Source organism: Rhizobium sp. BK316 (genome assembly GCF_014193695.1).
In the GTDB taxonomy this organism is placed as follows: domain Bacteria; phylum Pseudomonadota; class Alphaproteobacteria; order Rhizobiales; family Rhizobiaceae; genus Rhizobium.
Genome location: NZ_JACHZR010000005.1, coordinates 182,340 through 207,203, shown reverse-complemented (window position 1 = coordinate 207,203; position 24,864 = coordinate 182,340). Strand labels below are relative to the sequence as shown.

Annotated in this window: 18 protein-coding genes; 7 read left to right on the top strand and 11 right to left on the bottom strand. The window is 60.2% G+C overall.

The genetic code is table 11. The annotated features are described in order from the left end of the window. Positions 1–121: 121 nt before the first annotated feature. Complete coding sequence (gene hisN / locus FHT87_RS24210; RefSeq protein ID WP_183735277.1) at positions 122–895, top strand: histidinol-phosphatase; 774 nt, start codon at positions 122–124, stop codon at positions 893–895. 57 nt (positions 896–952) lie between these two features. Here the strand turns inward: hisN and FHT87_RS24205 are convergent, their stop codons facing one another. Next, on the bottom strand, positions 953–1,924 hold the full coding sequence (locus FHT87_RS24205; RefSeq protein ID WP_183805266.1) for an alpha/beta hydrolase: 972 nt from the start codon (positions 1,922–1,924) through the stop codon (positions 953–955). Between the two features lie 607 nt (positions 1,925–2,531). Here FHT87_RS24205 and FHT87_RS24200 point away from each other — a divergent pair. Then, entirely contained in the window at positions 2,532–3,002 is a 471-nt protein-coding gene (locus FHT87_RS24200; RefSeq protein ID WP_183735274.1) for an Hsp20 family protein, read from the top strand. A gap of 75 nt (positions 3,003–3,077) precedes the next feature. Here FHT87_RS24200 and FHT87_RS24195 read toward each other — a convergent pair whose 3' ends face one another. After that, the gene (locus tag FHT87_RS24195) at positions 3,078–4,082 is read right to left on the bottom strand and encodes a bile acid:sodium symporter family protein (protein ID WP_183735273.1); all 1,005 of its coding nucleotides are present in this window, start codon (positions 4,080–4,082) and stop codon (positions 3,078–3,080) included. Positions 4,083–4,176: 94 nt separating this feature from the next. Between FHT87_RS24195 and FHT87_RS24190 the strand changes: the two genes are divergently transcribed. After that, positions 4,177–5,031: a LysR family transcriptional regulator gene (locus FHT87_RS24190; protein WP_183805265.1), complete on the top strand. Its 855-nt coding sequence runs from the start codon at positions 4,177–4,179 to the stop codon at positions 5,029–5,031. A gap of 109 nt (positions 5,032–5,140) precedes the next feature. Here the strand turns inward: FHT87_RS24190 and FHT87_RS24185 are convergent, their stop codons facing one another. Then, positions 5,141–6,193, bottom strand: a complete 1,053-nt coding sequence (locus FHT87_RS24185) for a low specificity L-threonine aldolase (RefSeq protein WP_183805263.1) — start codon at positions 6,191–6,193, stop codon at positions 5,141–5,143. 544 nt (positions 6,194–6,737) lie between these two features. On the opposite strand from FHT87_RS24185, the gene gltB reads away from it, so the two are divergent. Together gltB and FHT87_RS24175 are read left to right on the top strand one after the other, a co-directional pair. Further along, on the top strand, positions 6,738–11,462 hold the full coding sequence (gene gltB, locus FHT87_RS24180; RefSeq protein WP_183805261.1) for a glutamate synthase large subunit: 4,725 nt from the start codon (positions 6,738–6,740) through the stop codon (positions 11,460–11,462). Between the two features lie 224 nt (positions 11,463–11,686). Continuing rightward, complete coding sequence (locus tag FHT87_RS24175) at positions 11,687–13,141, top strand: glutamate synthase subunit beta (RefSeq protein WP_183805417.1); 1,455 nt, start codon at positions 11,687–11,689, stop codon at positions 13,139–13,141. A 127-nt stretch (positions 13,142–13,268) separates the two neighbouring features. On the opposite strand, the gene FHT87_RS24170 is transcribed toward FHT87_RS24175, so the two are convergent. Next, positions 13,269–14,480, bottom strand: a complete 1,212-nt coding sequence (locus FHT87_RS24170; protein WP_183805259.1) for a DUF459 domain-containing protein — start codon at positions 14,478–14,480, stop codon at positions 13,269–13,271. Positions 14,481–14,672: 192 nt separating this feature from the next. Further along, positions 14,673–15,896 (bottom strand): lytic murein transglycosylase, encoded by a 1,224-nt coding sequence (locus FHT87_RS24165; protein WP_183805256.1) that lies wholly within the window; start codon positions 15,894–15,896, stop codon positions 14,673–14,675. Between the two features lie 204 nt (positions 15,897–16,100). Here FHT87_RS24165 and galU point away from each other — a divergent pair, with 204 nt between their 5' ends. Further along, positions 16,101–16,988, top strand: a complete 888-nt coding sequence (gene galU, locus FHT87_RS24160; RefSeq protein WP_183735267.1) for a UTP--glucose-1-phosphate uridylyltransferase GalU — start codon at positions 16,101–16,103, stop codon at positions 16,986–16,988. Between the two features lie 6 nt (positions 16,989–16,994). Here the strand turns inward: galU and FHT87_RS24155 are convergent, their stop codons facing one another. Next, positions 16,995–18,530, bottom strand: coding sequence for an outer membrane beta-barrel protein (locus FHT87_RS24155; RefSeq protein ID WP_183805254.1), 1,536 nt, complete (start codon positions 18,528–18,530; stop codon positions 16,995–16,997). Between the two features lie 144 nt (positions 18,531–18,674). On the opposite strand from FHT87_RS24155, the gene FHT87_RS24150 reads away from it, so the two are divergent. Further along, the gene (locus FHT87_RS24150; RefSeq protein ID WP_183735265.1) at positions 18,675–19,670 is read left to right on the top strand and encodes a KpsF/GutQ family sugar-phosphate isomerase; all 996 of its coding nucleotides are present in this window, start codon (positions 18,675–18,677) and stop codon (positions 19,668–19,670) included. Here FHT87_RS24150 and FHT87_RS24145 read toward each other — a convergent pair whose 3' ends face one another. The 5 genes from FHT87_RS24145 to FHT87_RS24125 all read right to left on the bottom strand — a co-directional run bounded on the left by FHT87_RS24145 (position 19,671) and on the right by FHT87_RS24125 (position 24,726). Then, positions 19,671–20,126 (bottom strand): NfeD family protein, encoded by a 456-nt coding sequence (locus FHT87_RS24145; protein ID WP_183805252.1) that lies wholly within the window; start codon positions 20,124–20,126, stop codon positions 19,671–19,673. Between the two features lie 3 nt (positions 20,127–20,129). After that, positions 20,130–21,149: an SPFH domain-containing protein gene (locus FHT87_RS24140; RefSeq protein ID WP_183805250.1), complete on the bottom strand. Its 1,020-nt coding sequence runs from the start codon at positions 21,147–21,149 to the stop codon at positions 20,130–20,132. Between the two features lie 84 nt (positions 21,150–21,233). Beyond that, entirely contained in the window at positions 21,234–21,497 is a 264-nt protein-coding gene (locus FHT87_RS24135) for a hypothetical protein (protein ID WP_183805248.1), read from the bottom strand. Positions 21,498–21,638: 141 nt separating this feature from the next. Next, positions 21,639–22,670, bottom strand: coding sequence for a ferrochelatase (hemH, locus tag FHT87_RS24130; RefSeq protein WP_183805247.1), 1,032 nt, complete (start codon positions 22,668–22,670; stop codon positions 21,639–21,641). Positions 22,671–22,797: 127 nt separating this feature from the next. After that, entirely contained in the window at positions 22,798–24,726 is a 1,929-nt protein-coding gene (locus tag FHT87_RS24125) for a 5'-nucleotidase C-terminal domain-containing protein (protein ID WP_183805245.1), read from the bottom strand. Positions 24,727–24,864: the final 138 nt, after the last annotated feature.

The following is a 24,864-nucleotide window of genomic DNA, read 5'->3' as shown; positions in this document are numbered from 1 at the left end:
AAGCAATATATTGCACTGCAAAATCTTTAGGCAGCTAATCGGAAATTGCCTGTTGTATTTGCATTCCGCCGCTTTTTCGCTATGAAAAACGCCATTCCCCGCCAGCTATGTGGATTTCTCCATGCTTCCCGACCGTTCGTTCTTCAACCGTCTCGCCGAAGCTGCAAAGGCAGAAACCCTGCCGCGCTTTCGCTCGGGCATCAATGTAACCAACAAGCTGTCATCGGGCTTCGATCCGGTCACGGAAGGCGACAGGGCCGCCGAGACGGCTATTCGTGCGCTGATCGAGGCGAATTTCCCCGAGCACGGCATTCTCGGCGAAGAGCATGGCAATGTCGGTCTCGATCGCGAGCATGTGTGGGTGATCGATCCGATCGACGGCACACGCGCCTTCATTTCCGGCGTTCCGGTTTGGGGAACGTTGATCGGCCTGCAGAAGAATGGCCGGGCGGTTGCCGGCATGATCGAGCAGCCCTTCACCGGTGAGCGGTATTTCGGCGATGAGAATGGCTCGACCTATAGCGGGCCGGAGGGTGAGCGCCGGCTGCAGGTGCGCGACTGTGACGCCCTTTCGAGTGCGATACTCTTCACCACCTCGCCGCATCTCTTCGTCGGCGAGGAGATGGAGAAATATCGTGAGATCGAAAGCAAGGTCAGGCTCTTCCGCTACGGCTGTGATTGTTATGCCTATGCGCTGCTGGCAGCAGGCCATGTCGATCTCGTCATCGAGAATAGCCTCAAACCCTATGACGTCGGCGGGATCATTCCTGTCATCGAAGGCGCCGGCGGGATCATGACCACCTGGGACGGCGGGCGGCCGGAAAACGGTGGCTCGATCATCGCAGCCGGCAGCAGGGCGGTTTACGAAGAGGCGATCGCCATCCTACAGCGCTAAACATGTCGCACAAAAGTGCGTAGTGGTTTTGCGACAGCGATATGCGTAAGAAAAGGCTCAGACGCCGATCGCCGTCACTTCGTCAGTCGCCTCGGCGTCGCTGCCGGGAATGAAGGCATGGAAGGCGGCAAGCGCGGCTGTGCGATACATATCCCTTTCCTGGAATATCTCGTGGCGGGCACCGTTGATCGGGACAAGCTGACCGGCGCGGAAATAGCGTGAGAGCCGTTCCTGCGCCGTATAAGGCACCAGCCCGTCGCGCGTCGGCGCGATGACGACGGAGGGGATGGTAATCGAAAAGAGATGGTAGGGCTGGGTCACCCGGTCGATCGCTTTCATGCATTCGTGCATCCAGCGGGCGGTTGGCGCTCCGAGAGCGAGCTCCGGGTGGGCCTTTGCGATCGCCGCATTCCGTTCGAAACGCGTTTCATCCGACGTGAGAGGGTTATCAGGGAATTCCAGCTCTTTCATCTTGCCGAGCGGCACGCCGCCGAGGCCGATGGCGCTGAGCGTGGCTGATACCGTGCGGATAATACCCTCGGAAGCAGCCTGGCCAATAAGGCCAAGGAAAGGGGCTGATAGCACCATGCGCTCGATGCGCGTCGACAGATAAGGGGCGGCGGAAAGCGCAATCAGCGCGCCTGTGGAATGGGCGAGCATGTAGAAGGGCAGGCGGGTATCCGGCAGCACGACCTTTTCGAGGAACGTGTCGAGATCGCGTTCGTAATCGGAAAAGCGGCGGATGTGGCCGTGATTGCGTTTCTTGATCAGCCGGGACGAGCCACCCTGACCGCGCAGATCATAGGTCGCGACCCAGAGCCCCTTGGCGGTGAGGTCGCGGATCGTTTCGAAATACTTCTCGATATATTCGCTGCGTCCGTGCAGGAGGACCACTGTTCCGTGGGCGACCGGTGTTTGCGACCGGAAGACGGCAAAACGCAACCTCTGACCGTCGTGGGTTTCGAAAAAGCCCTCGGTGCGGTTCTCCGGCGCCGGATTGTCTGGAGTCGAATGAAGAACCTGTTCCATAGGCTGAATGTTTCTTCGCGTGAGAGGTATACTAGGGGATATCGCAGAAGCTGGGAAAATCAATGGCGAAATTGCCGCTCAATATAAGAGAAGTATAATATATTCAGATTTTTCTATACGGCAGGTTGGCGGCAAAGGGAGCGGCCGCCCTCTTTCGATATTTTCAAGCGGCGATTCAGTGGCCCTGTCGTGCATTGTCAGCGCTCTCATGCTGAGCCATCAAGATGGCGCGGCTAACGGATTGGACGCGACGCAGAATCAGCTTGCAGAGCTTTATGCCTGAAGAAAAAAGGCCGGCGGAGCTGAGGGAGCTCTTGGCCGGCCGAATCTAGGCTGAAGAAGAAGGGACGATACACTCCAGCCTTCGGGCCAGTGTCACCCGATGCGCCTATCTCTAGCGAGCGGCGTCTGAACCTTCGCCGAACCTGCCGTTCATGCAGGGTTCACGCAGGATTCCAGCGATTTGGCGAGGGGCTTGAAGTCTCGGAAAGCCATCACCATCTGAACTTTGCGGACGCCGGAAGGGTCCGCACAACCGTCCCGAAGCCGCCAAGATGGGGTTTCAGGGGCATCATATCGCAACACGTCGCTTCCCAAGGAGGACATCATGCGTCACGTAGACTTCTCTCCCCTTTATCGTTCCACCGTCGGTTTCGACCGTCTCTTCACGATGCTTGACAGCCTTGCCCAGCCGGAGCAGGTCCCAACCTATCCGCCCTATAATATCGAGCGGACCGGTGAGAATACCTATCGCATTACCATGGCCGTTGCGGGCTTCGACGAAACCGAACTCGCTATCGAATCGCATGCCCATGCGCTCACCGTGAAGGGTGAAAAGCGCGAAGAAAATGCCGATGGCAGCGAGTACCTGTATCGCGGCATCGCAAAGCGCGCATTCGAGCGCCGCTTCCAGCTTGCCGACCATGTCGAAGTAACCGCCGCTTCGTTGAAGAACGGCCTCCTGCACATCGACCTTCTGCGCAGCATCCCGGAGGCTCTGAAGCCCCGCAAGATTGCGATTGCCGCAGAGCCGGTCGAAGCTCCGAAGGCAATCGAAGCACAGGTCGTCAACAACTAATTCGCTTTCAGACGGATCAAACAAAGACGGCGCCCTTGAGGGGGCGCCGTTTTTGTTTGTGGTCATTTTGTTCGATCAGGCTGGGCTTGCAGCTTCTTCAAGCTGCTTTTCGGTCGCTCGGCGGGCTGCGGCCGCCGCATATTTTTGGGCGATAACGGCGCAGACCATCAGCTGGATCTGATGGAAGAGCATCAGCGGCAGGACGATTGCGCCGATCGACTGGCCGGCGAAGATGACGTTTGCCATCGGTACGCCGCTTGCGAGGCTCTTTTTCGAGCCGCAAAAGGTGATGGTGATCTCATCGGCCTTGCTGAAGCCCAGCCAGCGGCTGCCATACATGGTGATAACGAGAACGAGGGCAAGCAGCACCATGTCGGCAATGATCACGGCGGCGATGTCGGCGATCGAGAAGGTGTGCCACAGACCTTCGACGACAGCCGTCGAGAAGGCTAGATAGACGACCATCAGGATGGAGCCGCGGTCGACGGGCATCAGGATCTTCTTCTTGGAGCGGATCCAGTCGCCGATCCAGGGCTGCAGGATCTGGCCAACGACGAAGGGGGCCAGAAGCTGGAGCAGGATCTGTTCGAGCGCGTCGAAGGAAAAGCCGCCATGGCCGCCGACCGAGAAAAGCAGGCCGACGAGCAGCGGCGTCAGGAACATGCCGAAGATATTGGAAGCTGAAGCCGAGCAGATCGCCGCCGGCACGTTGCCGCCGGCCATTGAGGTGAAGGCAATGGAGGATTGGACCGTCGACGGCAGCACGCAGAGGAAGAGAATGCCGAGATAGAGCGGCTGCGGCAGGATCGAATCTGGAATGAGACCCACTGCGAGACCAAGGATCGGGAAAATACCGAAGGTCGTCAGCAGGATCACCAGATGCAGCCGCCAGTGCAGCAGGCCAGCAATGACGACATCGCGTGAAAGGCGCGCGCCATGCAGGAAGAACAGCAGCGCGATGGCGATATCGGTCGCTACACCGAACCAGTCGGCAAACGTGCCGCTCGCCGGGAAGATCGAGGCAAGGATAACAGTGCAGACGAGCAGGATCGTGAATGTATCGGGCAAAAAGCGGCGCATAGCGGTCTCGCTGGAATAAATGAGTCATTGTTCTGTCGCTCATTATGATCCAGGATGCAAGAAATAACAGTTATCATAAATCTGGATTTTAGGCATGCTGGATCTCTCACAGCTTCGCAGTTTCGTTACCGTCGAACAAATGGGCAGCTTCACGCTTGCTGCTGAAAGGCTGGGCCTCGGGCAGTCGACGGTCAGCCAGCACATTCAGAGGCTGGAGACCTCGCTCGGGCGCCGGCTGCTGGAGCGGGATACGCACAAGGTCGTGCTGACCGGTGACGGCGAGGCCCTGCTTACGCATGCGCGTGCCATGCTGTTGATCGAGGGGCAGGTGCAGTCGTTGTTTAAAGGCGGCAGCCTGCGGGGACGCCTGCGGCTCGGCGTTTCCGAAGATTTCGTGACGAGCCAGTTGCCGGCGGTGCTGGAAGACTTCGTGCGCTCGCATCCCTCCGTCGATCTGGAACTGACGGTCGCACTTTCGGGTGTGCTCTACGAAATGCAGGATGCGGGAGCGATCGACCTCGTGCTTGCCAAGCGCAGGCTCGGCGACGAGCTCGGAAGGCTCGTCTATCGGGAGCCGTTGGTCTGGCTGGCCCGTGATCCTCAGCATGTGCTTTCCTCCAGTCCATTGCCGCTGATCGCCTTTCCGCCGCCGAGCGTCACGCGCGCCATCGCGCTGGAGGCGCTCGGGCGGCATGGTGTGGCCTGGCGCATCGTCTGCACCTGCGGCAGCCTGAGCGGGCTGACGGCTGCGGCGCGCGCCGGCATGGGGGTGTTGGTGCAGCCGCGCAGCATGGCGCCCTCGGGTCTGAAGGAAATCGCTCCAGGCAAGTTACCGGTGCTGGAGGATGTCGAATTCGTTCTGGTGCCGCGCAAGGGAGCCGATCAGGCGTTGGTGGCGGCCCTTTCGGAGGATATTTTGAAGAAGGTCAGGGGGTTGCGGTCTGCCTGAGTGCAAAATCCCGCCCGAACGGCGGGACTTTCATTCGAAGAAACCGGCTTTGTTCCAAAAGAGACCGGAACACACCACCTTGTGAGCGGGCGTCCGGTGCTTTCGAAAATCAGGCCGCCAGGCACTTCAGGAAGCCGTCGACATCGGTCTCGGTCGTGGCGAAGCTGGTGACCAGCCGAATGAGCGTTTCACCTTCCGAAACGAGATCCGATGTGCCGGCCGGGATTGGCCACGCGTAGAATTTTGCGCCCCTGGCTTCTGCCGTCTTCGCTGCGGACTTCGGAATGACGGCGAAGACTTCGTTCGAGGCTGTCGGCCAGGCGAGGCGAGCGGAATTGCTGGTACCGATACCGGCGCGCAGGCGGTCTGCCATGCCGTTGGAATGGCGGGCGAGATCGAGCCAGAGGCCGTTTTCGAAATAGGCATCGAACTGAGCTGCGATGAAGCGCGACTTGGAGAAGTGCTGGGCGGCGCGCTTGCGAATGAAATGCATTTCCTTCGCCTGCTCCGGATTGAAGAAGACGATCGCTTCCGCGCACCAGCAGCCATTCTTCGTTCCGCCGAAGGAGAGCATATCGACGCCGCGCTTCCAGGTCATTTCGGCAGGTGTTGCATTCAATGCAACCAGCGCATTGGCAAAGCGCGCACCGTCCATGTGCAGGGGCAGTCCCCGTTTCTTGGCGATCGAGGAAATTTCGCCGATTTCCGGCAGCGAATAGACGGTACCGATTTCGGTCGATTGTGTGATGGTGACGGCGCTGGCGCGGCCATGACGGAGGGCATCTTCGGGGAAGTGCGCGATCTTTGCCGAGAGCCTGGCCGGATCGATCTTGCCGGCCTCACCTTCGACGGCCATGAGGCGGGCGGAGCCGGAGAAGAATTCCGGCGCGCCGCATTCATCCTCGATCACGTGGGCTTCCGAATGGCAGAAGGTGATCCCGCCGGGGCGCTGGACGCTTGCCAGTGCCAGAGAGTTGGCCGCTGTGCCGGTGGCGACGAAGAAGACGGAAACCTCGCGTTCGAAGATCTCGGAGAAGCGGGCTTCTACCCTTTTGTCGAGATCGCTGTTGCCATAAGCGGCCGCAAACCCGGCGGATTCGGCAAGCAGGCGTTCGGCAATGGATTTATGGGCGCCAGCCCAATTGTCAGAGGCAAAAATCATGGAGGAAACCATTGAAAATGATGGGGCGGGAGGTTCGGGAAGGGACATTACGCCAAAGCTTCACAGGATCAAGGGCGGAAGCCGGAATGCATCACAGAAATTGAACTGCGTAATCAAAAAACAAAATGGTTTCTCTCTGTGTAATTTTATGTCGCTGTTTTGGCCGATTTGGCAATCTTCCGTCGCAAATTGATGTTTTTTTAAGAGGATGCCCTTGCGAAGAGGAATTGTTTCTGGCATTGAACGGATGAACTAGGACAGGGTTGCTGTCCTATTTTGGCCTTCCCGGCCGAAGAGGCGCCAAAAGCCCTGGCACAGAGCGGCTTTCACGCTATAGTTCTTTCGAGCGCCAAGCCTTCACATGGCGGCGCGCGGAGGCGAATGGCAGGCGCGGAACGCGACGGTTTGCTTTCGTTGAAAAGCAGGTGTCTGCGACCGGATCTTCACAATGCAACAGCGCTGTCACGCGCCGGACCTATCTTCAGGGTGCGGAGCGCGACAAAAAGCCGCCCGCAGTCCCGCGGGCTTCGACAGGAGGAAGACGATGACGAAGATGACGCCATCCATGGGTATTGGCCAGTTCGCGGCAGCAGATGTGCACGCAACGGCCAATACGCGTAAATCCGCCTCCGGCCTGCCGAAAAAACAGGGGCTTTACGATCCGCGCAACGAACATGACGCCTGCGGTGTCGGCTTCGTCGCGCATATGAAGGGTCAGAAGTCCCACCAGATCGTCAAGGACGGTCTCTTCATCCTCGAAAACCTGACGCACCGCGGTGCCGTCGGCGCCGATCCGCTGATGGGCGACGGTGCGGGTATTCTCGTGCAGATTCCCGATCGCTTCTTCCGTGAGGAGATGGCCAAGCAGGACATTACCCTGCCGAAGGCCGGCGAATATGGCGTCGGCCATATCTTCATGCCGCGTGACGAAAAGCAGATCGAACATTTCAAGAAGGTCATCAAGGACGTTATCACCGAAGAAGGCCAAGTCTTCATCGGCTTCCGCGACGTACCGGTCGACAATTCCTCGCTCTCGAAGGCGCCGGCGATTGCCGCGACCGAGCCGCATCATGTGCAGGTCTTCATTGGTGCCGGCAAGGATGCTGCGACGAACGACGAATTCGAGCGCCGGCTCTTCACCCTTCGCAAGGTCATCTCCAACCGGATCTATGATGAGTTCGACGGTGAAGAGAGCCACTTCTATCCGGTGTCGCTGTCGAGCACGACCGTCGTCTACAAGGGCATGTTCCTGGCTTACCAGGTCGGTGCCTACTATAAGGACTTGTCAGACCCGCGCTTCGAAAGCGCTGTCGCTCTCGTGCACCAGCGGTTCTCGACCAACACCTTCCCGTCCTGGAAGCTTGCGCACCCCTACCGCATGGTCGCCCATAACGGTGAAATCAATACGCTGCGCGGCAACGTCAACTGGATGGCGGCGCGTCAGGCTTCGGTCTCCTCTCCGCTTTTCGGCGAGGATATCTCCAAGCTCTGGCCGATCTCCTATGAGGGCCAGTCGGACACGGCCTGTTTCGACAACGCACTCGAATTCCTTCTGCGCGGCGGCTATTCGCTGTCGCATGCGGTCATGATGCTGATTCCGGAAGCCTGGGCCGGCAATCAGTCCATGTCGCCGGAGCGCAAGGCATTCTACGAATATCATGCCGCTCTCATGGAGCCGTGGGATGGACCGGCAGCCGTTGCCTTCACCGACGGCAAGCAGATCGGTGCCACGCTCGACCGTAACGGTCTGCGTCCAGCCCGCTATCTCGTCACCGATGACGACCGTGTCATCCTCGCTTCCGAAGCCGGCACGCTGCCGGTCGCGGAAGAAAACATCATCCAGAAATGGCGCCTGCAGCCGGGCAAGATGCTGCTGATCGACATGGAAGAGGGCCGCATCATCTCTGACGACGAGGTGAAGGCGCAGCTTGCGAACGCACATCCCTATCGCAGCTGGCTGAACCGCACGCAGCTGATCCTCGAAGACCTGAAGCCGGTCGAACCGCGTGCGCTTCGCCGCGACGTCTCGCTGCTCGACCGCCAGCAGGCCTTCGGGTACACGACCGAGGACACCAGGATCCTGATGTCGCCGATGGCGACGACGGGCCAGGAGGCGATCGGCTCGATGGGCACGGATACGCCGATCTCGGCCATGTCCGAGAAGTCGAAGCTGCTCTATACCTACTTCAAGCAGAACTTCGCGCAGGTGACGAACCCGCCGATCGACCCGATCCGCGAAGAACTCGTCATGAGCCTCGTCTCCTTCATCGGTCCGCGTCCGAACATTCTCGACCATGAAGGCATGGCGAACGCCAAGCGCCTCGAAGTGCGCCAGCCGATCCTGACCAACGGCGATCTCGAAAAGATCCGCTCCATCGGCCATACGGAGGACCGTTTCGACACCAAGACGCTCGACTTCACCTATGATGTGGAGCGGGGTGCCGAAGGCATGCCGGAAATGCTCGATCGTCTCTGCGAGCGTGCGGAAGCAGCCGTCAAGGGTGGCTACAACATCATCGTGCTGTCCGACCGCCAGGTCGGGCCGGACCGCATCGCCATTCCCGCGCTGCTTGCAACCGCTGCCGTGCACCATCATCTGATCCGCAAGGGGCTGCGTACCTCGGTCGGTCTCGTCGTCGAAACCGGCGAGCCGCGCGAAGTGCATCATTTCTGCCTGCTGGCCGGTTACGGCGCCGAAGCGATCAACCCCTATCTCGCCTTCGACACGCTGCTCGACATGCATGCCAAGGGCGAATTCCCCAAGGAAGTCGATGCCAGTGAAGTCGTCTATCGCTACATCAAGGCGGTCGGTAAGGGCATCCTCAAGGTCATGTCCAAGATGGGCATCTCGACCTACCAGTCCTATTGCGGCGCGCAGATCTTCGATGCGATCGGCCTGCAATCGGAATTCGTCGACAAGTATTTCTTCGGCACGGCGACGACTATCGAAGGTGTTGGGCTCGAAGAGATCGCGCGCGAGACCGTTGTTCGCCACAAGGCAGCCTTCGGCCGCGACCCGATCCTGGCAAGCACGCTCGATATCGGCGGCGAATATGCCTACCGCATGCGCGGCGAAAGCCATGCCTGGACGCCGGATGCCGTCGCTGCCCTGCAGCATGCGGTGCGTGGCAATGCCGAGGATCGCTACCGCGAATTCGCCGAGATGGTGAACACCTCGGCGCTTCGTATGAACACGATCCGCGGCCTCTTCAAGATCAAGAGCGCCGAGGCACTCGGCCGCAAGCCGGTACCGATCGATAACGTCGAGCCGGCAATCGATATCGTCAAGCGCTTCTCCACCGGCGCCATGTCCTTCGGCTCGATCAGCCGCGAGGCGCATACGACGCTGGCGATCGCCATGAACCGGATCGGCGGCAAGTCGAACACCGGTGAGGGTGGCGAAGAGAGCGATCGCTACATGCCGCTGCCGAATGGTTCGTCGAACCCCGAGCGTTCGGCCATCAAGCAGATCGCGTCCGGCCGTTTCGGCGTGACGACGGAATATCTGGTCAATGCCGATGTGCTGCAGATCAAGGTCGCGCAGGGTGCCAAGCCCGGCGAAGGCGGCCAGCTGCCCGGTCATAAGGTCGATGCGGTCGTTGCCAAGACCCGTCACTCCACGCCGGGCGTCGGCCTGATTTCGCCGCCGCCGCACCATGACATCTACTCGATCGAAGATCTGGCGCAGCTGATCTACGATCTGAAGAACGTCAACCCGACCTCGGATGTCTCGGTCAAGCTCGTCTCGGAGGTCGGCGTCGGCACGGTTGCTGCCGGCGTTGCGAAGGCGCGCGCCGACCATATCACGGTGTCCGGCTTCGACGGCGGTACGGGCGCTTCGCCGCTCACCTCGCTGAAGCATGCCGGCAGCCCGTGGGAAATAGGTCTTGCCGAAACCCAGCAGACGCTCGTGCTGAACGGTCTGCGCTCGCGCGTCGCCCTGCAGGTCGACGGTGGTCTGAAGACAGGCCGCGACGTTATTATCGGTGCGCTGCTCGGCGCTGACGAATTCGGCTTTGCGACGGCTCCGCTGATTGCTGCCGGCTGCATCATGATGCGCAAGTGCCACCTCAATACCTGTCCGGTCGGCGTGGCGACGCAGGACCCGGTCCTGCGCAAGCGCTTCAAGGGTACGCCCGAGCACGTCGTCAACTATTTCTTCTTCATCGCCAACGAAGTGCGCGAAATTCTGTCCTCCCTCGGCTTCACCAGGCTCGATGAGATCATCGGCGCTTCCGAGCTGCTCGAGAAGGATGAGATGCTGGCGCACTGGAAGGCTAGGGGACTCGATTTCGCGAAGATCTTCCACAAGGTCGATGCACCCAAGGAAGAGACTTACTGGACGACACGCCAGAAGCATCCGATCGACGACATTCTCGACCGCAAGATGATTGCGGCGGCCGAACCGGCGCTGGCGTCGAAGACGCCCGTTGCCTTCGAGGTCGACATCAAGAACGTGGACCGTTCGGCCGGCGCGATGCTCTCGGGCGAAGTGGCCAAGCGTTATAACCATCGCGGCCTGAAGGAAGACACGATCAACGTCACCCTGAAGGGCACGGCGGGGCAGAGCTTCGGCGCGTTCCTGGCGCGGGGCATCACCTTCAACCTCGTCGGCGACGGCAACGACTATGTCGGCAAGGGTCTTTCGGGCGGCAAGATCATCATCCGTCCGCCTGACAATTCGAGGATCGTGGCTGAGAACTCGATCATCGTCGGCAATACGGTGCTCTACGGCGCGACCGAAGGTGAGTGCTACTTCCGCGGTGTCGCGGGCGAGCGCTTTGCCGTTCGTAACTCCGGCGCGATCGCCGTCATCGAGGGCGTGGGCGACCACGGCTGCGAATATATGACGGGCGGCGTGGTTGTCGTGCTCGGCGGAACGGGCCGCAACTTCGCAGCCGGCATGTCCGGCGGCGTGGCCTATGTTCTCGACGAGGCCGGCGATTTCGCCAGCCGCTGCAACATGGCCATGGTCGAGCTCGAGCCGGTTCCGGAAGAGGACGACATGCTGGAGAAGCTGCACCACCACGGCGGCGACCTCATGCACAAGGGGCGTGTCGACGTCTCCGGTGACATGACGCGCCACGATGAGGAACGGCTCTACCAGCTGATCTCCAACCACCTGCACTACACGGGCTCTACCCGTGCCAAGGAAATCCTTGAGCACTGGGGTGACTACCGCCCGAAATTCCGCAAGGTCATGCCGGTCGAATATCGCCGCGCGCTTGAGGAAATGGAGCGCAGCCGGATGGGTATCGCTGCCGAGTAATTGCACCGAACAATCCGCCACGCCTCAACAGCGCGTGGCGGATGACTGAAATATCTCAATGACTCAACGACGATCAGCCGCGAGCTTGAAGCTGGCGCGACCGCGTGGATGGAAATCAGGGATATGTTCTGATGACGGTCAAAGCAAACAACCTGCCTCCGCGATCGAGGCTGAACAGACAACTGGCCGCAGGCGAGGCGGTCATGAGGGTAAGGGACGAAAATATGGGTAAGGTAACAGGGTTTCTGGAAATCGATCGGCAGGTAGCGAAGTATCAGCCGGCGTCGGACCGCATCCGGCATTTCCGTGAATTCACGATCCCGATGTCGGACCCGGAAGTGCAGAAACAGGCAGCCCGCTGCATGGACTGTGGCATCCCCTATTGCCACGGCCCGACCGGCTGCCCTGTTCATAACCAGATTCCTGATTGGAACGACCTTGTGTACAATAACAACTGGGAAGCGGCGATCCAGAACCTGCATTCGACCAACAACTTCCCGGAATTTACCGGCCGCGTCTGCCCGGCTCCGTGCGAGGAAGCCTGCACGCTGAACCTTGAGGATACCCCGGTCGCAATCAAGACGGTCGAACAGGCAATCGCCGACAAGGCCTACGAACTCGGCTTCATCCGTCCGCAGCCGGCGACGATCCATACCGGCAAGAAGGTGGCGATCATCGGCTCCGGTCCCGCCGGTATGGCGGCAGCCCAGCAGCTCGGCCGCGCCGGCCATGATGTGCATGTCTATGAGCGCGAGACAAAGCCGGGTGGCCTGCTGCGCTACGGCATTCCGGACTTCAAGATGGAGAAGAACTTCATCGATCGCCGTGTCGAGCAGATGAAGGGCGAGGGCGTGACCTTCCATTGCGGCGTCAATGTCGGCGTCGACGTCAAGGTCGAACAGCTTCTGGCTGATCATGATGCCGTGCTTTACAGCGGCGGTTCCGAGACACCGCGTGAAGCCGGCATTCCAGGCACCGATCTCGCCGGCGTTCATGACGCGATGCCCTATCTGGTGCAGCAGAACAAGCGCGTCGGCCGTGAAAACATCGACAGCACCGGCTGGCCGTCCGATCCGATCCTGGCCGGCGGCAAGCATGTGGTCGTCGTCGGCGGTGGTGATACGGCTTCGGATTGCGTCGGCACGGCCTTCCGTCAGGGGGCGGTCAAGGTGACCCAGCTCGACATTCGCCCGCAACCGCCGGAGAAGGAAGACAAACTCGCCGTCTGGCCCTTCTGGGCAACGAAGATGCGTACTTCCTCTTCGCAGGCCGAAGGCGCGATCCGCGAATTCCAGGTCGCGACGCTCGAATTCGTCGGTGAAGACGGTGTGCTGACCGGCGTGAAGTGCTGCGAGGTCGACGAGCGCCGCCGCCCGGTTCCGGGAACGGATTTTGTCATCAAGGCGGATCTCGCCTTCATCGCCATCGGCTTCAGCGGCCCGTTCAAAGACAGCGTGCTGAAGGAGCTCGATGGCAAGCTGACGCTCAACACCGACAAGCGTGGCTCGACCAATGTTGTCGCCAACGACCGCGACTACAAGACTTCGGTCGACAAGCTCTGGACGGCGGGCGACGTGCGCCGTGGCCAGTCTCTGGTTGTCTGGGCGATCCGTGAAGGCCGCCAGGCAGCACGCGCCATCGACGAAGCGCTGATGGGCTCGACGGTTCTGCCGCGCTGATTTGCCGGAAGAATTGATCAGGTGATAAACTCCGCCGCATCCCGGCGGAGTTTTTCGTGGTGCGGCCATTTGACTCGCCGGCACTTCAGGCAAGCCTCATGCAAAGGGCCGCTCGGGCGGTCTTTTCTCATTTTATGGAAATTTCCGCCGTCGTCCCCAGCGTCGGCATGCGATAGTCGTCGATGCGGCCTGCAGGCGCCGGTGCCATTTCTCCTTGCTCGACCAGGAGATCGCGCGGTGATTTCGTCAGCGTCACAGGCATAGCCCTACTGGCGCCGAGCAATTCGGCTCCACCATCAAGGTTCGGGTCGGACAGGCTGATCGGCTGCGTATGTTCCACCGGATCGGTCGGCAGCGTCAGCGCCGGGAGGTTGCCGGGATCGAGGCGCACGAGGTCGGGACTCGCCTGGGTGCCGAGAATGCGGCGCGCCGGTTTTTCGACATAGAAGGCGAGCTTGCGGCGGCCCGCCTGTGTCAGGTTGATGCCGTCAGTGGTGCGCAGGCGCACTTGCTGGCCGTTGACGTCGGAGCCGGTGACGATGAATTTACCGTTCTCATCCACGAAGCCGTCCCAGATATCGACGAATTCGCCGCCGACGCTTTCCATCTGGTTGCGATAGAGTTGGTTCATCTGCACGGCGTCGGATGTCATCGAATCGGATTCGAAGGCGGGAAGTCCGACCCAGAGCAACGGGATCTTGCGGCTCGTTATTTCCTTGCCGAAGGCCAGCACGCGGCGCTGGTATTCGGTGAACCAGCCATCGGTACGGAATTTTTCCTTGCCGGCATCCGTCACCATCTGCTGGCGATCATTGGCGCCGATCATGACGACGACCATCGCCGGCTTCAGTTCGTCGATCATCTTCGGCAATTCGCCGGGCCAGTTGTAATAGTCGTCGCGTACGAGACCCGATGACACATTGCTGCGGGCTTCGACCACGACACCTGGAGAGGTTTCGAAGGCCGCAGTGAGGCCGTCACCGAGGCCACCGGCGAGGAAGTCGCCGACAACAAGGATTTTCTGGGCGCTGTCCAGCTTTTGAACAACCGGCTCAGCCGGCGTTACGGGCGCCGTTCGGGTCGGGGCTACGGCCTTCTGTGCTGCTGGCGGGCGCCGGCGCTGCTGCTGCCGTCTCGGCTGGTCCCGCATTTCGGGCTGCGGATTCTCATCGATGTAGCGGCGCCCGAGAAAGAAATCGAGGATGGACCGGCGCTGGTAGCGAAGCTCCTGCGCTTCGGCATAGTGCACCGGCACCATCGAGCCGAGGCAAAGGGAAAGCGCGGCTGCGGCAAATACAAGCACGCGAATCCATCTGGTCCGGTTAGTTTTTTTCGTCATCGGGCAGTTCCGCATCTGCCGGGCATCTTGCATAGGCGGCGGCTTTCCGTCCACTCCACATCATTATTTAGGTCACGCTTTTCCCGCTTCTACAGCATCGGCCCGAAAATCGGAATCGATTTTCGGAAGGCCTGATGCGTAGATTCAAAGGGATAGAGCGTCTTTTGTGCGTCCGATTGGACGCACGGCGCTCTAGCGGCGCAGCGCGTGGAGAAGCGAAAGTGATGGCTCACCATCCGGCTGCATGCCGATACGCTCCTGTACGGCGGCGATCGCAGCCTTGGAGCCGGAGCCGAAATTGCCGTCGACATCGCCGCTATAATAGCCGAGCGTCTTCAAACGCGTCTGCAGTTCGAACTTTTCGGTGATGTCGAGAGCGCCTTCCGGGCGCGGCCAGCGCTGCTGCATGCCGCCGTAGCCGGCGATCTGGTCTGCGAGCAGGCCGACGGCGAGTGCATAGCTGTCGGAGGCATTGTAGTTCTTGATCGTGAAGAAGTTGGCCGTCATCAGGAAACCTGGACCATCGGAACCGGCCGGCATCTTCAAGACGGCGCGGCTCTGCCCATCCTTGAAGGGCTTACCGCTCGGGCGTTTGAGACCGAGCGCTGCCCACTGGGCAAGCGTGTGCGTCTTGCCGACCTGCTTTGCCGCAGAAGCAGGTACTGCGACCTCATAACCCCAGGTTCTGCCTGCATCCCAGCCATTCTTCATCAGAAGATTCGCCGAGGTAGCCAGCGCATCGGGCACGGAATTCCAGATGTCGCGATGGCCATTGCCATCCGCGTCGACCGCGTAAAGAAGATAGCTCGTCGGGATGAATTGGGTGTGGCCCATGGCGCCGGCCCAGGAGCCAGTCATCTCCCTGGCGGGGACGTCACCGTTCTGCAGGATCTTCAGGGCTGCGATCAACTGCTTCTTGGCGTATTTGCCGCGCTTGGGATCGGCATAGGCAAGGGTGGCCAGTGCTCGCGGCACATAGTGAAGACGCTCATCTTTTGCGAGAACGGCGCCGTAATTTGATTCCATCGACCAGATCGCCAGCAGAATCGACTTGTCGACGCCGAACTGGCGCTGGATGGCATCGAACGTCCTGGCATGTTTGGCAGCCATCTTGCGGCCGATTTCCACAGTGTAGGGGTTGACGCGGGAATCGACATAGTCCCAAATCTTCGATGTAAATTCAGGCTGATAGGTGGCCTTTTCGAGGACTGTGGGATCGGGTTCGCTTACCCCAGAAAAGGCTTTTTGGTACGTTGCCTTACTGATGCCACTCTGAGCAGCAGTTTGGTAGAAGTCCGCGATCCACTTCTGGAACCGGGCATCGGCTTTTGCGTTATTGGGGGCCAGTCCAGCCGCGGTGGCGACAACGATGGCGAGAGCAAGACCACGAAGGGAGTTTGTGTATTTCTGGGTCATCGGCAGTCGTATCCGTCATCTTCAGTTTTAGCCAAGGCGGTACGTCATGTCCGCTCTACGCCGAAATTACAGGAACGGAGTCAACAAATTCTTTACCATGGGCGGCCGGGGCAGTCACCATTTGCAAAACGGTAGCAATTCTATACTAGTTCAAATCGATATAGCGTTTAGGTAAAAGCGGTATAGTCAAAACAGGAGATCGGTGTGGCTCAGCATAAGAAAGTTCGTAAGGCAGTATTTCCAGTCGCGGGACTGGGAACGCGGTTCCTTCCGGCTACCAAAGCGGTTCCGAAGGAAATGCTGACTGTTGTCGACAAGCCAATTATTCAGTATGTCGTCGACGAAGCACTTGAAGCAGGCATTGAACATCTGGTATTTGTTACTGGCCGTAACAAGCACGTCATCGAAGACTACTTCGATATTCATTTCGAACTTGAGCAGACGCTCAAGGAGCGCGCCAAGAAGGCGGAAATCACCCTCCTGCAGCAGCAGCTTCCCAAGGCAGGCACGGTGAGCTTTACCCGTCAGCAGGAGCCGCTCGGCCTCGGCCACGCCGTCTGGTGCGCCCGCGAGATCGTCGGCGACGAGCCTTTCGCGCTGCTTCTGCCCGACATGATCATGAAGGATAAAAAGGGCTGCATGAAGGGCATGATTGAGCTCTACGAGCACAGCGGCGGCAACATTATCGCTGTCGAGGAATGTGCTCCCGATCAGGCTCACAAATACGGCATCGTCGGCGTTGGTGATGCGATCGGCGAAGGCTTCCGCATCACAGGCATGGTGGAAAAGCCGGCCAAGGGCACCGCTCCTTCCAACTTCTTCATCAACGGTCGCTACATCCTGCAGCCGGAAGTCTTCAAGATCCTGGAAAGCCAGGAACGCGGCGCCGGCAACGAGATCCAGCTCACCGACGGCATGCTGAAGCTGCTCAAGGAACAGGATTTCGCAGGCTATCACTTCAAGGGCGAGACTTACGACTGCGGTGCCAAGGATGGTTTCATCCTCGCCAACGTTGCCTTTGCTCTCGAGCGTGCGGACATTCGCCCGAGCGTCGAAGACGGCTTCAGGAACCTGCTCGCCCGTCTGAACTAAGCTTGTTCAGCGCTTCAATTTGAGACCGACGCCGGCTCGCCATTGCTGCGAGTCGTCGCCTTCCTTGCGTGTCGTCAGCTCGTAGCCAAGCGTGCTGGTGAAGTCGAGGTAACGGTTAATATTCCAGACAAGACCAGACGAGGCAGTGTAAACCGTCTCGTCACTTATGGTGCTGCCGCTCGGATAATCGCGCAGCGTCACGCCGCCGATGACCGTCGCCACCAGATAGTCGCGCAGCTGATGATCAACTGTTGTCGTCAGCTGATGCGAGACATAGCCGCTGTCGCCTGCCGAGGTGGAAGGCTGGATGCTGGTCTGGAGATTGAGATTGACATTCGTTCCGCGGATCGGCGACCAGAGCAGGCTGGCATCGAGTATTGCCGTATCGATCGGTTTCAGCCTGTTGTCATCGAAGTTCGCCGTTGCATAACCGACCGCAACCTCGCCCTTGAGCTTTTCGCCCATATCGACCTGCACGCCGCCCTTGGCGCCGTAGCTATCTCCCGAACGCTGGTAACCCGAGGAATCGGTGCGTTCGTCATAATTGGTTTTGCCAACTGACGCTTCGATGAACGGAATGAGTGCCGGCGACAGTTCATAGCCGATACGGCCGCGCACCGTGCCTGTCGTCTGATTGCGGTCGCTCAGCGAAACCGTCGTGCCGTTCGAGAGCGTGGCGTCCGAATAGATCGAGCGGAAGAGTGCAACGGCGGCCGTTCCGCGCAAGATCCCGAAATCGTGCTCGATGGAAGCACCGCCGGTAAATACCTGCACATCGGACTGCTGATCGGCGTTGGGGATCGCGTCCGGATCATCCGTATCCTCGCGATAGAAATTATAGCCGCCGGTGATGTGGCCGACCGTGTCGCGCGACAGGTCCAGCCGCAGATCGCCATCGATCTTGAAGGAAGGCTGCTCTTCACCCTCGCCGCTGATGTTTTTCTGCCAGGCGCCCGCGGAGATGACGGTCAACTGATGCCGGCTCCAGTCGGAGGTCAGCGTCGCGCCCACATCGGTTTCGAGGAAGCCGCGGCTCTTTTTTGTGCCGCCGTCCTTCGTGATCTCGCTGTTGATCGTCTGGGTGACGCTTGGGCGCAGCACGAAGCTGCCGAGGGGGATGCCCGGCGTTTCTTCGGTCGAGGCGCTTGCCGGCACTTTTCGCGTTGACGTTTCGTCAAAGCGCGGCTCGCGAGTGTTCAGCCTGCGCATATCCTCGTCGAGGATTGCGCCGGTAATCTCGTCATCGGTCTGCGTCGCCAAGGCAGGTGCTGCGACCGAATCTGCGCCTTGGGCGGCGGCATTGGCGGGAGCGGCCGTGGTGTCGCCTGCGTCACCGAAGTCCGGCGCATTGTTCGCGCCGGCGCGCTGTGTGGCGGAGGTAGCCCCGGTGCGCGAATTCGTAGTGCTTGCCGATTGCTGCTGCGATGTCGTCTGTTGCGCATCAGCGACAGGTGCAATCAGCAGGCCGATAGCCGCAACGGAGACGGCACGGCTCATGGCGCGGAGCGGCGTCACACTGCTCGTCTGTTTTCCCTGGCCCATTCAAATCCGCGCCTGAAATGCTTTTAAGTCTTACCCAAGCGTAAAGCCTTGTGGTTAACCATTCGTTGCCGTGCGGGCCGCGCGTTCATACATGGGAAACATTGTCGGGTGGACAGGCAAAGTGAAAAGGTCTAACGCATTGCCATGATCAGGAGAGCGGTGAAACTCGTCGAAAACAGCGTGCTGGAGTCGGGCAAGCGCACGATCAGCATCGAAAGACGCGCCCTCGAGGCGCTCGAACGCGCTTTCGATGATGGGCTGGCTGGACCCTTTGCCCGTGCGGTCGAGATGATCGGCGAGAATTCCGGCCGCGTGATCGTGACCGGCGTCGGCAAAAGCGGCCATATCGGCACGAAGATCGCTGCCACTTTCGCTTCCACAGGCACACCTGCCTTTTTCGTGCATGCGGCGGAAGCCAATCACGGCGATCTCGGCATGATCGCCGGCGATGATCTGGTGCTGGCGATCTCCAAAGGCGGTGAAAGCGCGGAACTGAAGAGCATCATTTCCTACACGCGGCGTTTTTCCATTCCGCTGATTGCAATGACTTGCAGCCCGCAGTCCTCACTGGCAACGGCCGCCGATATCGTGCTGCTGATCCCCAACGAGGAAGAGGCCTGTCCGAATGGGCTGGCGCCAACCACATCGACGATGATGCAGCTTGCGCTCGGCGACGCGCTGGCGATTGCGCTTCTTGACGCGCGTGGCTTCACGGCGACGGATTTCCATGTCTTCCATCCCGGTGGCAAGCTGGGTGCGAGCCTGATGCATGTTACCGACATCATGCATACGGGTGACCGCCTGCCGCTGGTCCCGAAGGGCACGTCCGTGCCGGAGGCGATCAAAGTGTTGTCGCATAAGCATTTCGGCTGCGTCGGCGTGCTGGATGCCGAAGGCCGGCTTTGCGGCATCGTCACGGATGGTGACATGTCCCGCAACCTCAGCCGCAATCTTGCGGAGCTGACGGTCGACGACATCATGACGCGCGCGCCGAAGACGGTCAGGCCGACGATCCTGGCGACGGCAGCCCTGGCGCTGCTCGAGCAATACAAGATCGGCGCGCTTATCGTCACTGATGACGACCAGCGTCCGATCGGCCTGGTTCACTTCCATGATCTCTTGCGGATCGGTGTCGCCTGATCAGGTCGGCTCGACCGTCAGGTCGCGGCCGTTGCTTGAAACCACTTTGACCTGCGTCCCGGCTGGGAGATCCGGCCCCATGACCTGCCACATCGTATCGTCGAGACGAATGCGGCCGCGGCCCTCGCGGATCGGTTCGCGTAGCGTCGCAGTGCGGCCAACGAGGCTCGCGCCGCGCTGATTGAGGAACGGCTCGTCCGTCGTGTCGTTCCGCAGCGTCAGCCGCCGGCCGATGAGCGTGGAGACAACTGCAGACACGGCGAAAAGAATCGCCTGAATTTCCCAGATCCAGAAGGCAGCATCCCAGAAAAGCAGCGACAAGACGCCGACGGCAAGTGCCGCAAGGCCGATCCAGACCAGGAAGAAGCCCGGCACGATCATCTCGGCGGCAAGCAGCACGAGGCCTGCTACCCACCAGCTCCACGGCCCAAGTTCGCCGACGATCTTCGCCAGCATGGCTCAGCTCTCCGGATTGGGATTGAAGGGATTGGGTGGAACCGGGCTGACGGGTGGTGTCGAGCGCGCGGGACCGGAGCGCGGAGGCGAGGGCGGATTGCTGCCGTCGCCAAAGACCTCGCGGGCAATCGCGCCGATGCCACCGAGCGAGCCGAGAATGGAAGAGGCCTCCATCGGCATCAGCACGACCTTGGCATTGTTCGCCTGGCCGATCGAGGTCAGTGCTTCGGTGTATTTCTGCGCCACGAAATAGTTGATTGCCTGGATGTTGCCGGCGGCGATCGCTTCCGAGACCATCTTCGTCGCCTTGGCTTCTGCTTCGGCCAGACGCTCGCGGGCTTCGGCATTGCGGAAGGCCGCTTCGCGCTGGCCTTCGGCCTGAAGGATGGCGGACTGCTTGGCGCCTTCGGCTCTCAGGATCTGCGCATTGCGCGAACCTTCAGCTTCCAGCACCTGGGCACGTTTCTCGCGCTCGGCCTTCATCTGGCGGGCCATCGCATCGACGAGATCGCGCGGCGGCTGGATATCCTTGATCTCGACGCGAGTGACCTTGATGCCCCAGGGCTGCACGGCCTCGTCCACGACGCGCAACAGCCGGTCGTTGATCGCGTCGCGATTGGAGAGCAGCTCATCGAGATCCATGGAGCCCATGACAGAGCGAATATTGGTCATGGTGAGGTTCAGGATCGCATTTTCCAGGTTGGAAACCTGATAGGCGGCCTGAGCGGCATTCAGCACCTGGTAGAAGGACACGGCATCGGCAGAGACCGAGGCATTGTCCTTGGTAATCACCTCCTGGGTCGGCACGTTCAGCACCTGCTCCATCACGTTCATCCGGGCGCCGACTCGCTCGATGAAAGGGGTGATCAGGTTCAGGCCGGGTTCCAGCGTACGCGTATAGCGGCCGAAGCGCTCGATCGTGTAGCGATAACCCTGCGGAACCGTCTTGATACCCGCAAAGAGCACCAGGATGACGAAAATCACCAATACGATCACGAGAATATCGAAGCCGCTCAGCAGCATGTATTCCTCCCTCACCCCACCTATCTGACGTGGTGAATTAGCACGTTCTTTGCAAGGACGGAATGACGGGTCTCGCCTGTCAAATCAGGGTGATAGGCCGACGTCGTCCAGGTCGCTCTTTGTGATGTAGCCGCCCATCAGGCAATTTGTGAGGAATGGCTGATCGTCCGGGCTCAGATTGCTGGCCTTGACGTCGCGCAGGCGGAGCTGGCAGGCCACCTGACCGACGATGCCCTTGGGTGGCCCGCCGCGATGCATCCGTTGATATTGCTCCCAAGCGAGATAACCGCCACCCGCAATGACAAGCACACAGGCAAAGACAATCAATTTTCTGAAACCTGCAGTCATGAAATACGTCCAGATGAATAAGCCTCAGACCGGGAACCTGCGCACCGCAGTTGCGGTCGCTGGCTTCGGCCCTTCCGTAGATCTGGGGCGAAGGACGTCTTTATCTATTGCAGTGCGCCAGAAAATCTGCCGCCAGGCTGATCATGCCCAGCCCAACAGCTCGCGACGCACGACCTTCTCCAGCACCTGCATGCCGTCCTCGCTGTCATTCAGGCAGGGAATATGCGTGAAGTGCTCGCCGCCATTGTGCTTGAAAGAATGGGCGGCCTGTTCCGCGATCTCCTCCAGCGTCTCCAGACAGTCGGAAACGAAGCCGGGGTTCATGACGGCGATGCGCTTGACGCCGTCCTGCGCCAGCTTCTCGACGGTCTTGTCGGTATAGGGCTGCAGCCATTCTTCCGGTCCGAAGCGGGATTGGAAGGTGACCATGAAGTTCTCTTTCGTGAGCCCTAGACGCTCACGCAACAGGCGGCCGGTTTTCTGGCACTGACAGTAATAGGGATCGCCCTGCTGGGAATAGGAGAGTGGAATGCCGTGGAAGGAGGCAAGCAGCATCTCCGGCTTCCAGTCGAGAGTAGCGAGATGCTGCTCGACGGATTTTGCGAGCGCTTCGATATAGGTCTCGTCGTCGTGATAATCCGGCACCGTGCGCAGCGCCGGCTGCCAGCGCATGGCGAGCAGCTTCTGGAAGGCCTTGTCGTTGACGGTTGCCGTGGTGGCGGCCGCATATTGCGGATAGAGCGGAAAGAGCAGGATGCGGTCGCAACCTTCGTCCTTCAGCGCTTCGATGCGCGAGGGGATCGATGGGGTTCCGTAGCGCATCGCCCAATCGACCTTGACGTTGGGCAGGTCCTTCAGGCGTTCAGCCATGAAGTCGGACTGGTTGCGGGTATAGGTGCGCAGCCAGCTTTCGTTCAGATCCTTGTTCCAGATCGTCTCATAGGCCTTGCCGACCTTTTGCGGGCGCGTGTTGAGGACGATGCCGAACAGGATCGGGTACCACTTCCAGGGCGACCATTCGATGACGCGTTTGTCGGTCAGGAATTCGCGCAGGTAGCGGCGCATGGACGTATAATCGGTGCCGTCAGGCGTGCCAAGATTGACCAGCAGGACGCCGACCTTGCCGAATTTGACGGCGGGATGGTCCGCCGGGCGGAGTGAAGTATCTGTCATTCTTGCCCCAACGCGCTTTTCGTGTCTCGCCGGCTCATACGCAGCCGGCCGATCACGGTTCACCCTATAAGAAGAAAAGCCGGCCCGGGGAACCCCGGACCGGCTCTCATGATCGGGACAAATCGTCTTACTTGGCCGGAACCTGGATTTCCTCGCCGATCCGCAGATGACGCGGGTTCGGGCTGCCGTTGGCTTCGGACAATCTGCGCCATTCGGCGCCGTCGCCATAGAAGGTTTTGGCGAGATCCCAGAGAGTATCGCCGGCAACGATGACGTGGGTCGAAGGTGTTGATGGTGCGGAGGTTGCCGGCGCCGGTGTCGCCGGAGCAGGGGCGGCGGGCGCCGGTGTCGGAGCCGGTTCAGCCGAAGGGGCTGGCGCTGTAGGGGCGGGGGCCGGTTCGCTAGAAGGAGCCGGTGCAGGAGCCGGCTCGGTGGAGGGAGCGGGTGCCGCCTGCGCGATTTCGGTGACGCGGCCGTCCGTATAGGGCTTATACGGCGAATGCGCAGCGATATATTCGGCGGTCACATCGGCTAGGTCCGGACCGTAGTCATAGGCATTCTGGCCATCCTTGAAGGCGACATAACCGTCGCCGCCGGCGCGCATGAAATTGTTGGTGGCAACGCTGTAGGTCTTTGCATTGTCGATCGGCACGAAGCTGTCGCCGTCCTTGACCTGGACGTCGCTGACGCGGCTGCCGACCGGCTTCGACTGGTCGAAGGAGAATTTCAGGCCGGCGACCTGTGGGAAACGACCGGCGCCCTGATCAACCTGGCTAACGCCGTTCTCAAGCGCCTTGACGATGTCGGCGCCCGTCAACTCGAAGGTTGCAAGCGTATTCTGGAAGGGCAGCACGGTGATGACTTCGCCTTGCGTGACGTCGCCGCCATCGATGGAAGCGCGCAGGCCGCCGCCGTTCTGGATGGCGATGGTCACGCCCTGGTTCCTGGTGCGGTCGAGCATGGCGTCGGCCACCAGATTGCCCATCGAGCATTCCTTGGCGCGGCAGACCTTGCGGTCGCCTTCGATCGGGCCTTCGGAGGAGCCGATCACCTTCTTGCGCAGTTCTTCAATCGGCTTTGCCAGTTCGACAATGCGTGCCGCGACGGCCGGATCGGGTGTGAAGGAGGAATCGATCAGGATGGGATCGCCCTTGGCATCCTTGACGACGCCGTTGTCATCGAAGTTCACGACGAGATCGCCGAGATACTTGCTGTAGGAGGCTGCCTGCACTACCGGCACCTTGTAGCCGCCGGGGTTGTCGACCATTGTCGGGTAGGGGCCTTCGGCCTTCGGGTCGGTGTTCGAGAGCAGGCTGTGCGAATGGCCGCCAACGACCACGTCGACATCGGGGATCTTGGCAATCAGGGCAAGGTCGCGCGGGTAGCCGACATGGGTGAGCGCAATGATCTTATTGACGCCTTCGCCCTTCAGTTTCTCGACCTCTGCCGTGATGCTCTTGATGTCATCGGCAATCGTCACGTTCGGGCCGGGCGAGGAAAGCTCCGGCGTATCGTTGGTGACGGCGCCGACGATGCCGATCTTCTGACCGCCGACATCAAGCACGAGGGAAGGCTTGACGCGGTCGCCGATCTTGGAGGCGGCACTTGCCTTGACGTTGGCGGTGACGACCGGGAATTGCACCTTGTCGAGGAAGGTTGCGAGCCCATCCTCGCTGTCGTCGAATTCATGATTGCCGACCGTCATGGCGTCGAACTTCATGAGGTTCAGCATTTCGGCTTCAGCTGCGCCCTTGTAGGTCGTGTAGAAGAGCGAACCCTGGAAGTTGTCGCCGGCGTTGAGCAGCAGCGTGTTTTTACCTGTCAAGGCTTGGCGGCGCTGGTCGATGGCGACCTTCAGCCGTGCGGCTCCGCCGAAGCACTCGTTCTTGCCTTCTTCCTCGGCAGAGCACGTGGAATCGAACTTGTTGATCGATTCGATGCGCGAGTGGAAATCGTTGATATGAAGAATATTGAGTTCGTAATCTGCAAATGCGGCGCTTGTGCTCAGCGCCAGAATAGACGCTGTCAAAAGACCGAAGCTGAAAGACTTCGTCATCCCTGTTCTCCTGATTGAGGGCGAAGATCCCCCTGATCTTCGCCGATCCCTTCCATAGTTCGTCGGGGCAGTTTCCCGGCGTGCGGATGTTCCATCAGACGATGCACGGCCGCAAGGGAAAGCTGGGCCAAGGGAGGC

Coding starts and splice junctions, on each gene's coding strand:
- FHT87_RS24205 (WP_183805266.1), bottom strand. CDS start 1,924: ATGGAACAGGTTCTTCATTCGACTCCAGACAATCCGGCGCCGGAGAAC.
- FHT87_RS24195 (WP_183735273.1), bottom strand. CDS start 4,082: ATGCGCCGCTTTTTGCCCGATACATTCACGATCCTGCTCGTCTGCACT.
- FHT87_RS24125 (WP_183805245.1), bottom strand. CDS start 24,726: ATGACGAAGTCTTTCAGCTTCGGTCTTTTGACAGCGTCTATTCTGGCG.
- FHT87_RS24200 (WP_183735274.1), top strand. CDS start 2,532: ATGCGTCACGTAGACTTCTCTCCCCTTTATCGTTCCACCGTCGGTTTC.
- FHT87_RS24190 (WP_183805265.1), top strand. CDS start 4,177: ATGCTGGATCTCTCACAGCTTCGCAGTTTCGTTACCGTCGAACAAATG.
- FHT87_RS24135 (WP_183805248.1), bottom strand. CDS start 21,497: ATGACTGCAGGTTTCAGAAAATTGATTGTCTTTGCCTGTGTGCTTGTC.
- FHT87_RS24165 (WP_183805256.1), bottom strand. CDS start 15,896: ATGACCCAGAAATACACAAACTCCCTTCGTGGTCTTGCTCTCGCCATC.
- FHT87_RS24175 (WP_183805417.1), top strand. CDS start 11,687: ATGGGTAAGGTAACAGGGTTTCTGGAAATCGATCGGCAGGTAGCGAAG.
- FHT87_RS24185 (WP_183805263.1), bottom strand. CDS start 6,193: ATGATTTTTGCCTCTGACAATTGGGCTGGCGCCCATAAATCCATTGCC.
- gltB (WP_183805261.1), top strand. CDS start 6,738: ATGACGAAGATGACGCCATCCATGGGTATTGGCCAGTTCGCGGCAGCA.
- hisN (WP_183735277.1), top strand. CDS start 122: ATGCTTCCCGACCGTTCGTTCTTCAACCGTCTCGCCGAAGCTGCAAAG.
- FHT87_RS24145 (WP_183805252.1), bottom strand. CDS start 20,126: ATGCTGGCGAAGATCGTCGGCGAACTTGGGCCGTGGAGCTGGTGGGTA.
- hemH (WP_183805247.1), bottom strand. CDS start 22,670: ATGACAGATACTTCACTCCGCCCGGCGGACCATCCCGCCGTCAAATTC.
- FHT87_RS24150 (WP_183735265.1), top strand. CDS start 18,675: ATGATCAGGAGAGCGGTGAAACTCGTCGAAAACAGCGTGCTGGAGTCG.
- FHT87_RS24140 (WP_183805250.1), bottom strand. CDS start 21,149: ATGCTGCTGAGCGGCTTCGATATTCTCGTGATCGTATTGGTGATTTTC.
- FHT87_RS24155 (WP_183805254.1), bottom strand. CDS start 18,530: ATGGGCCAGGGAAAACAGACGAGCAGTGTGACGCCGCTCCGCGCCATG.
- FHT87_RS24170 (WP_183805259.1), bottom strand. CDS start 14,480: ATGACGAAAAAAACTAACCGGACCAGATGGATTCGCGTGCTTGTATTT.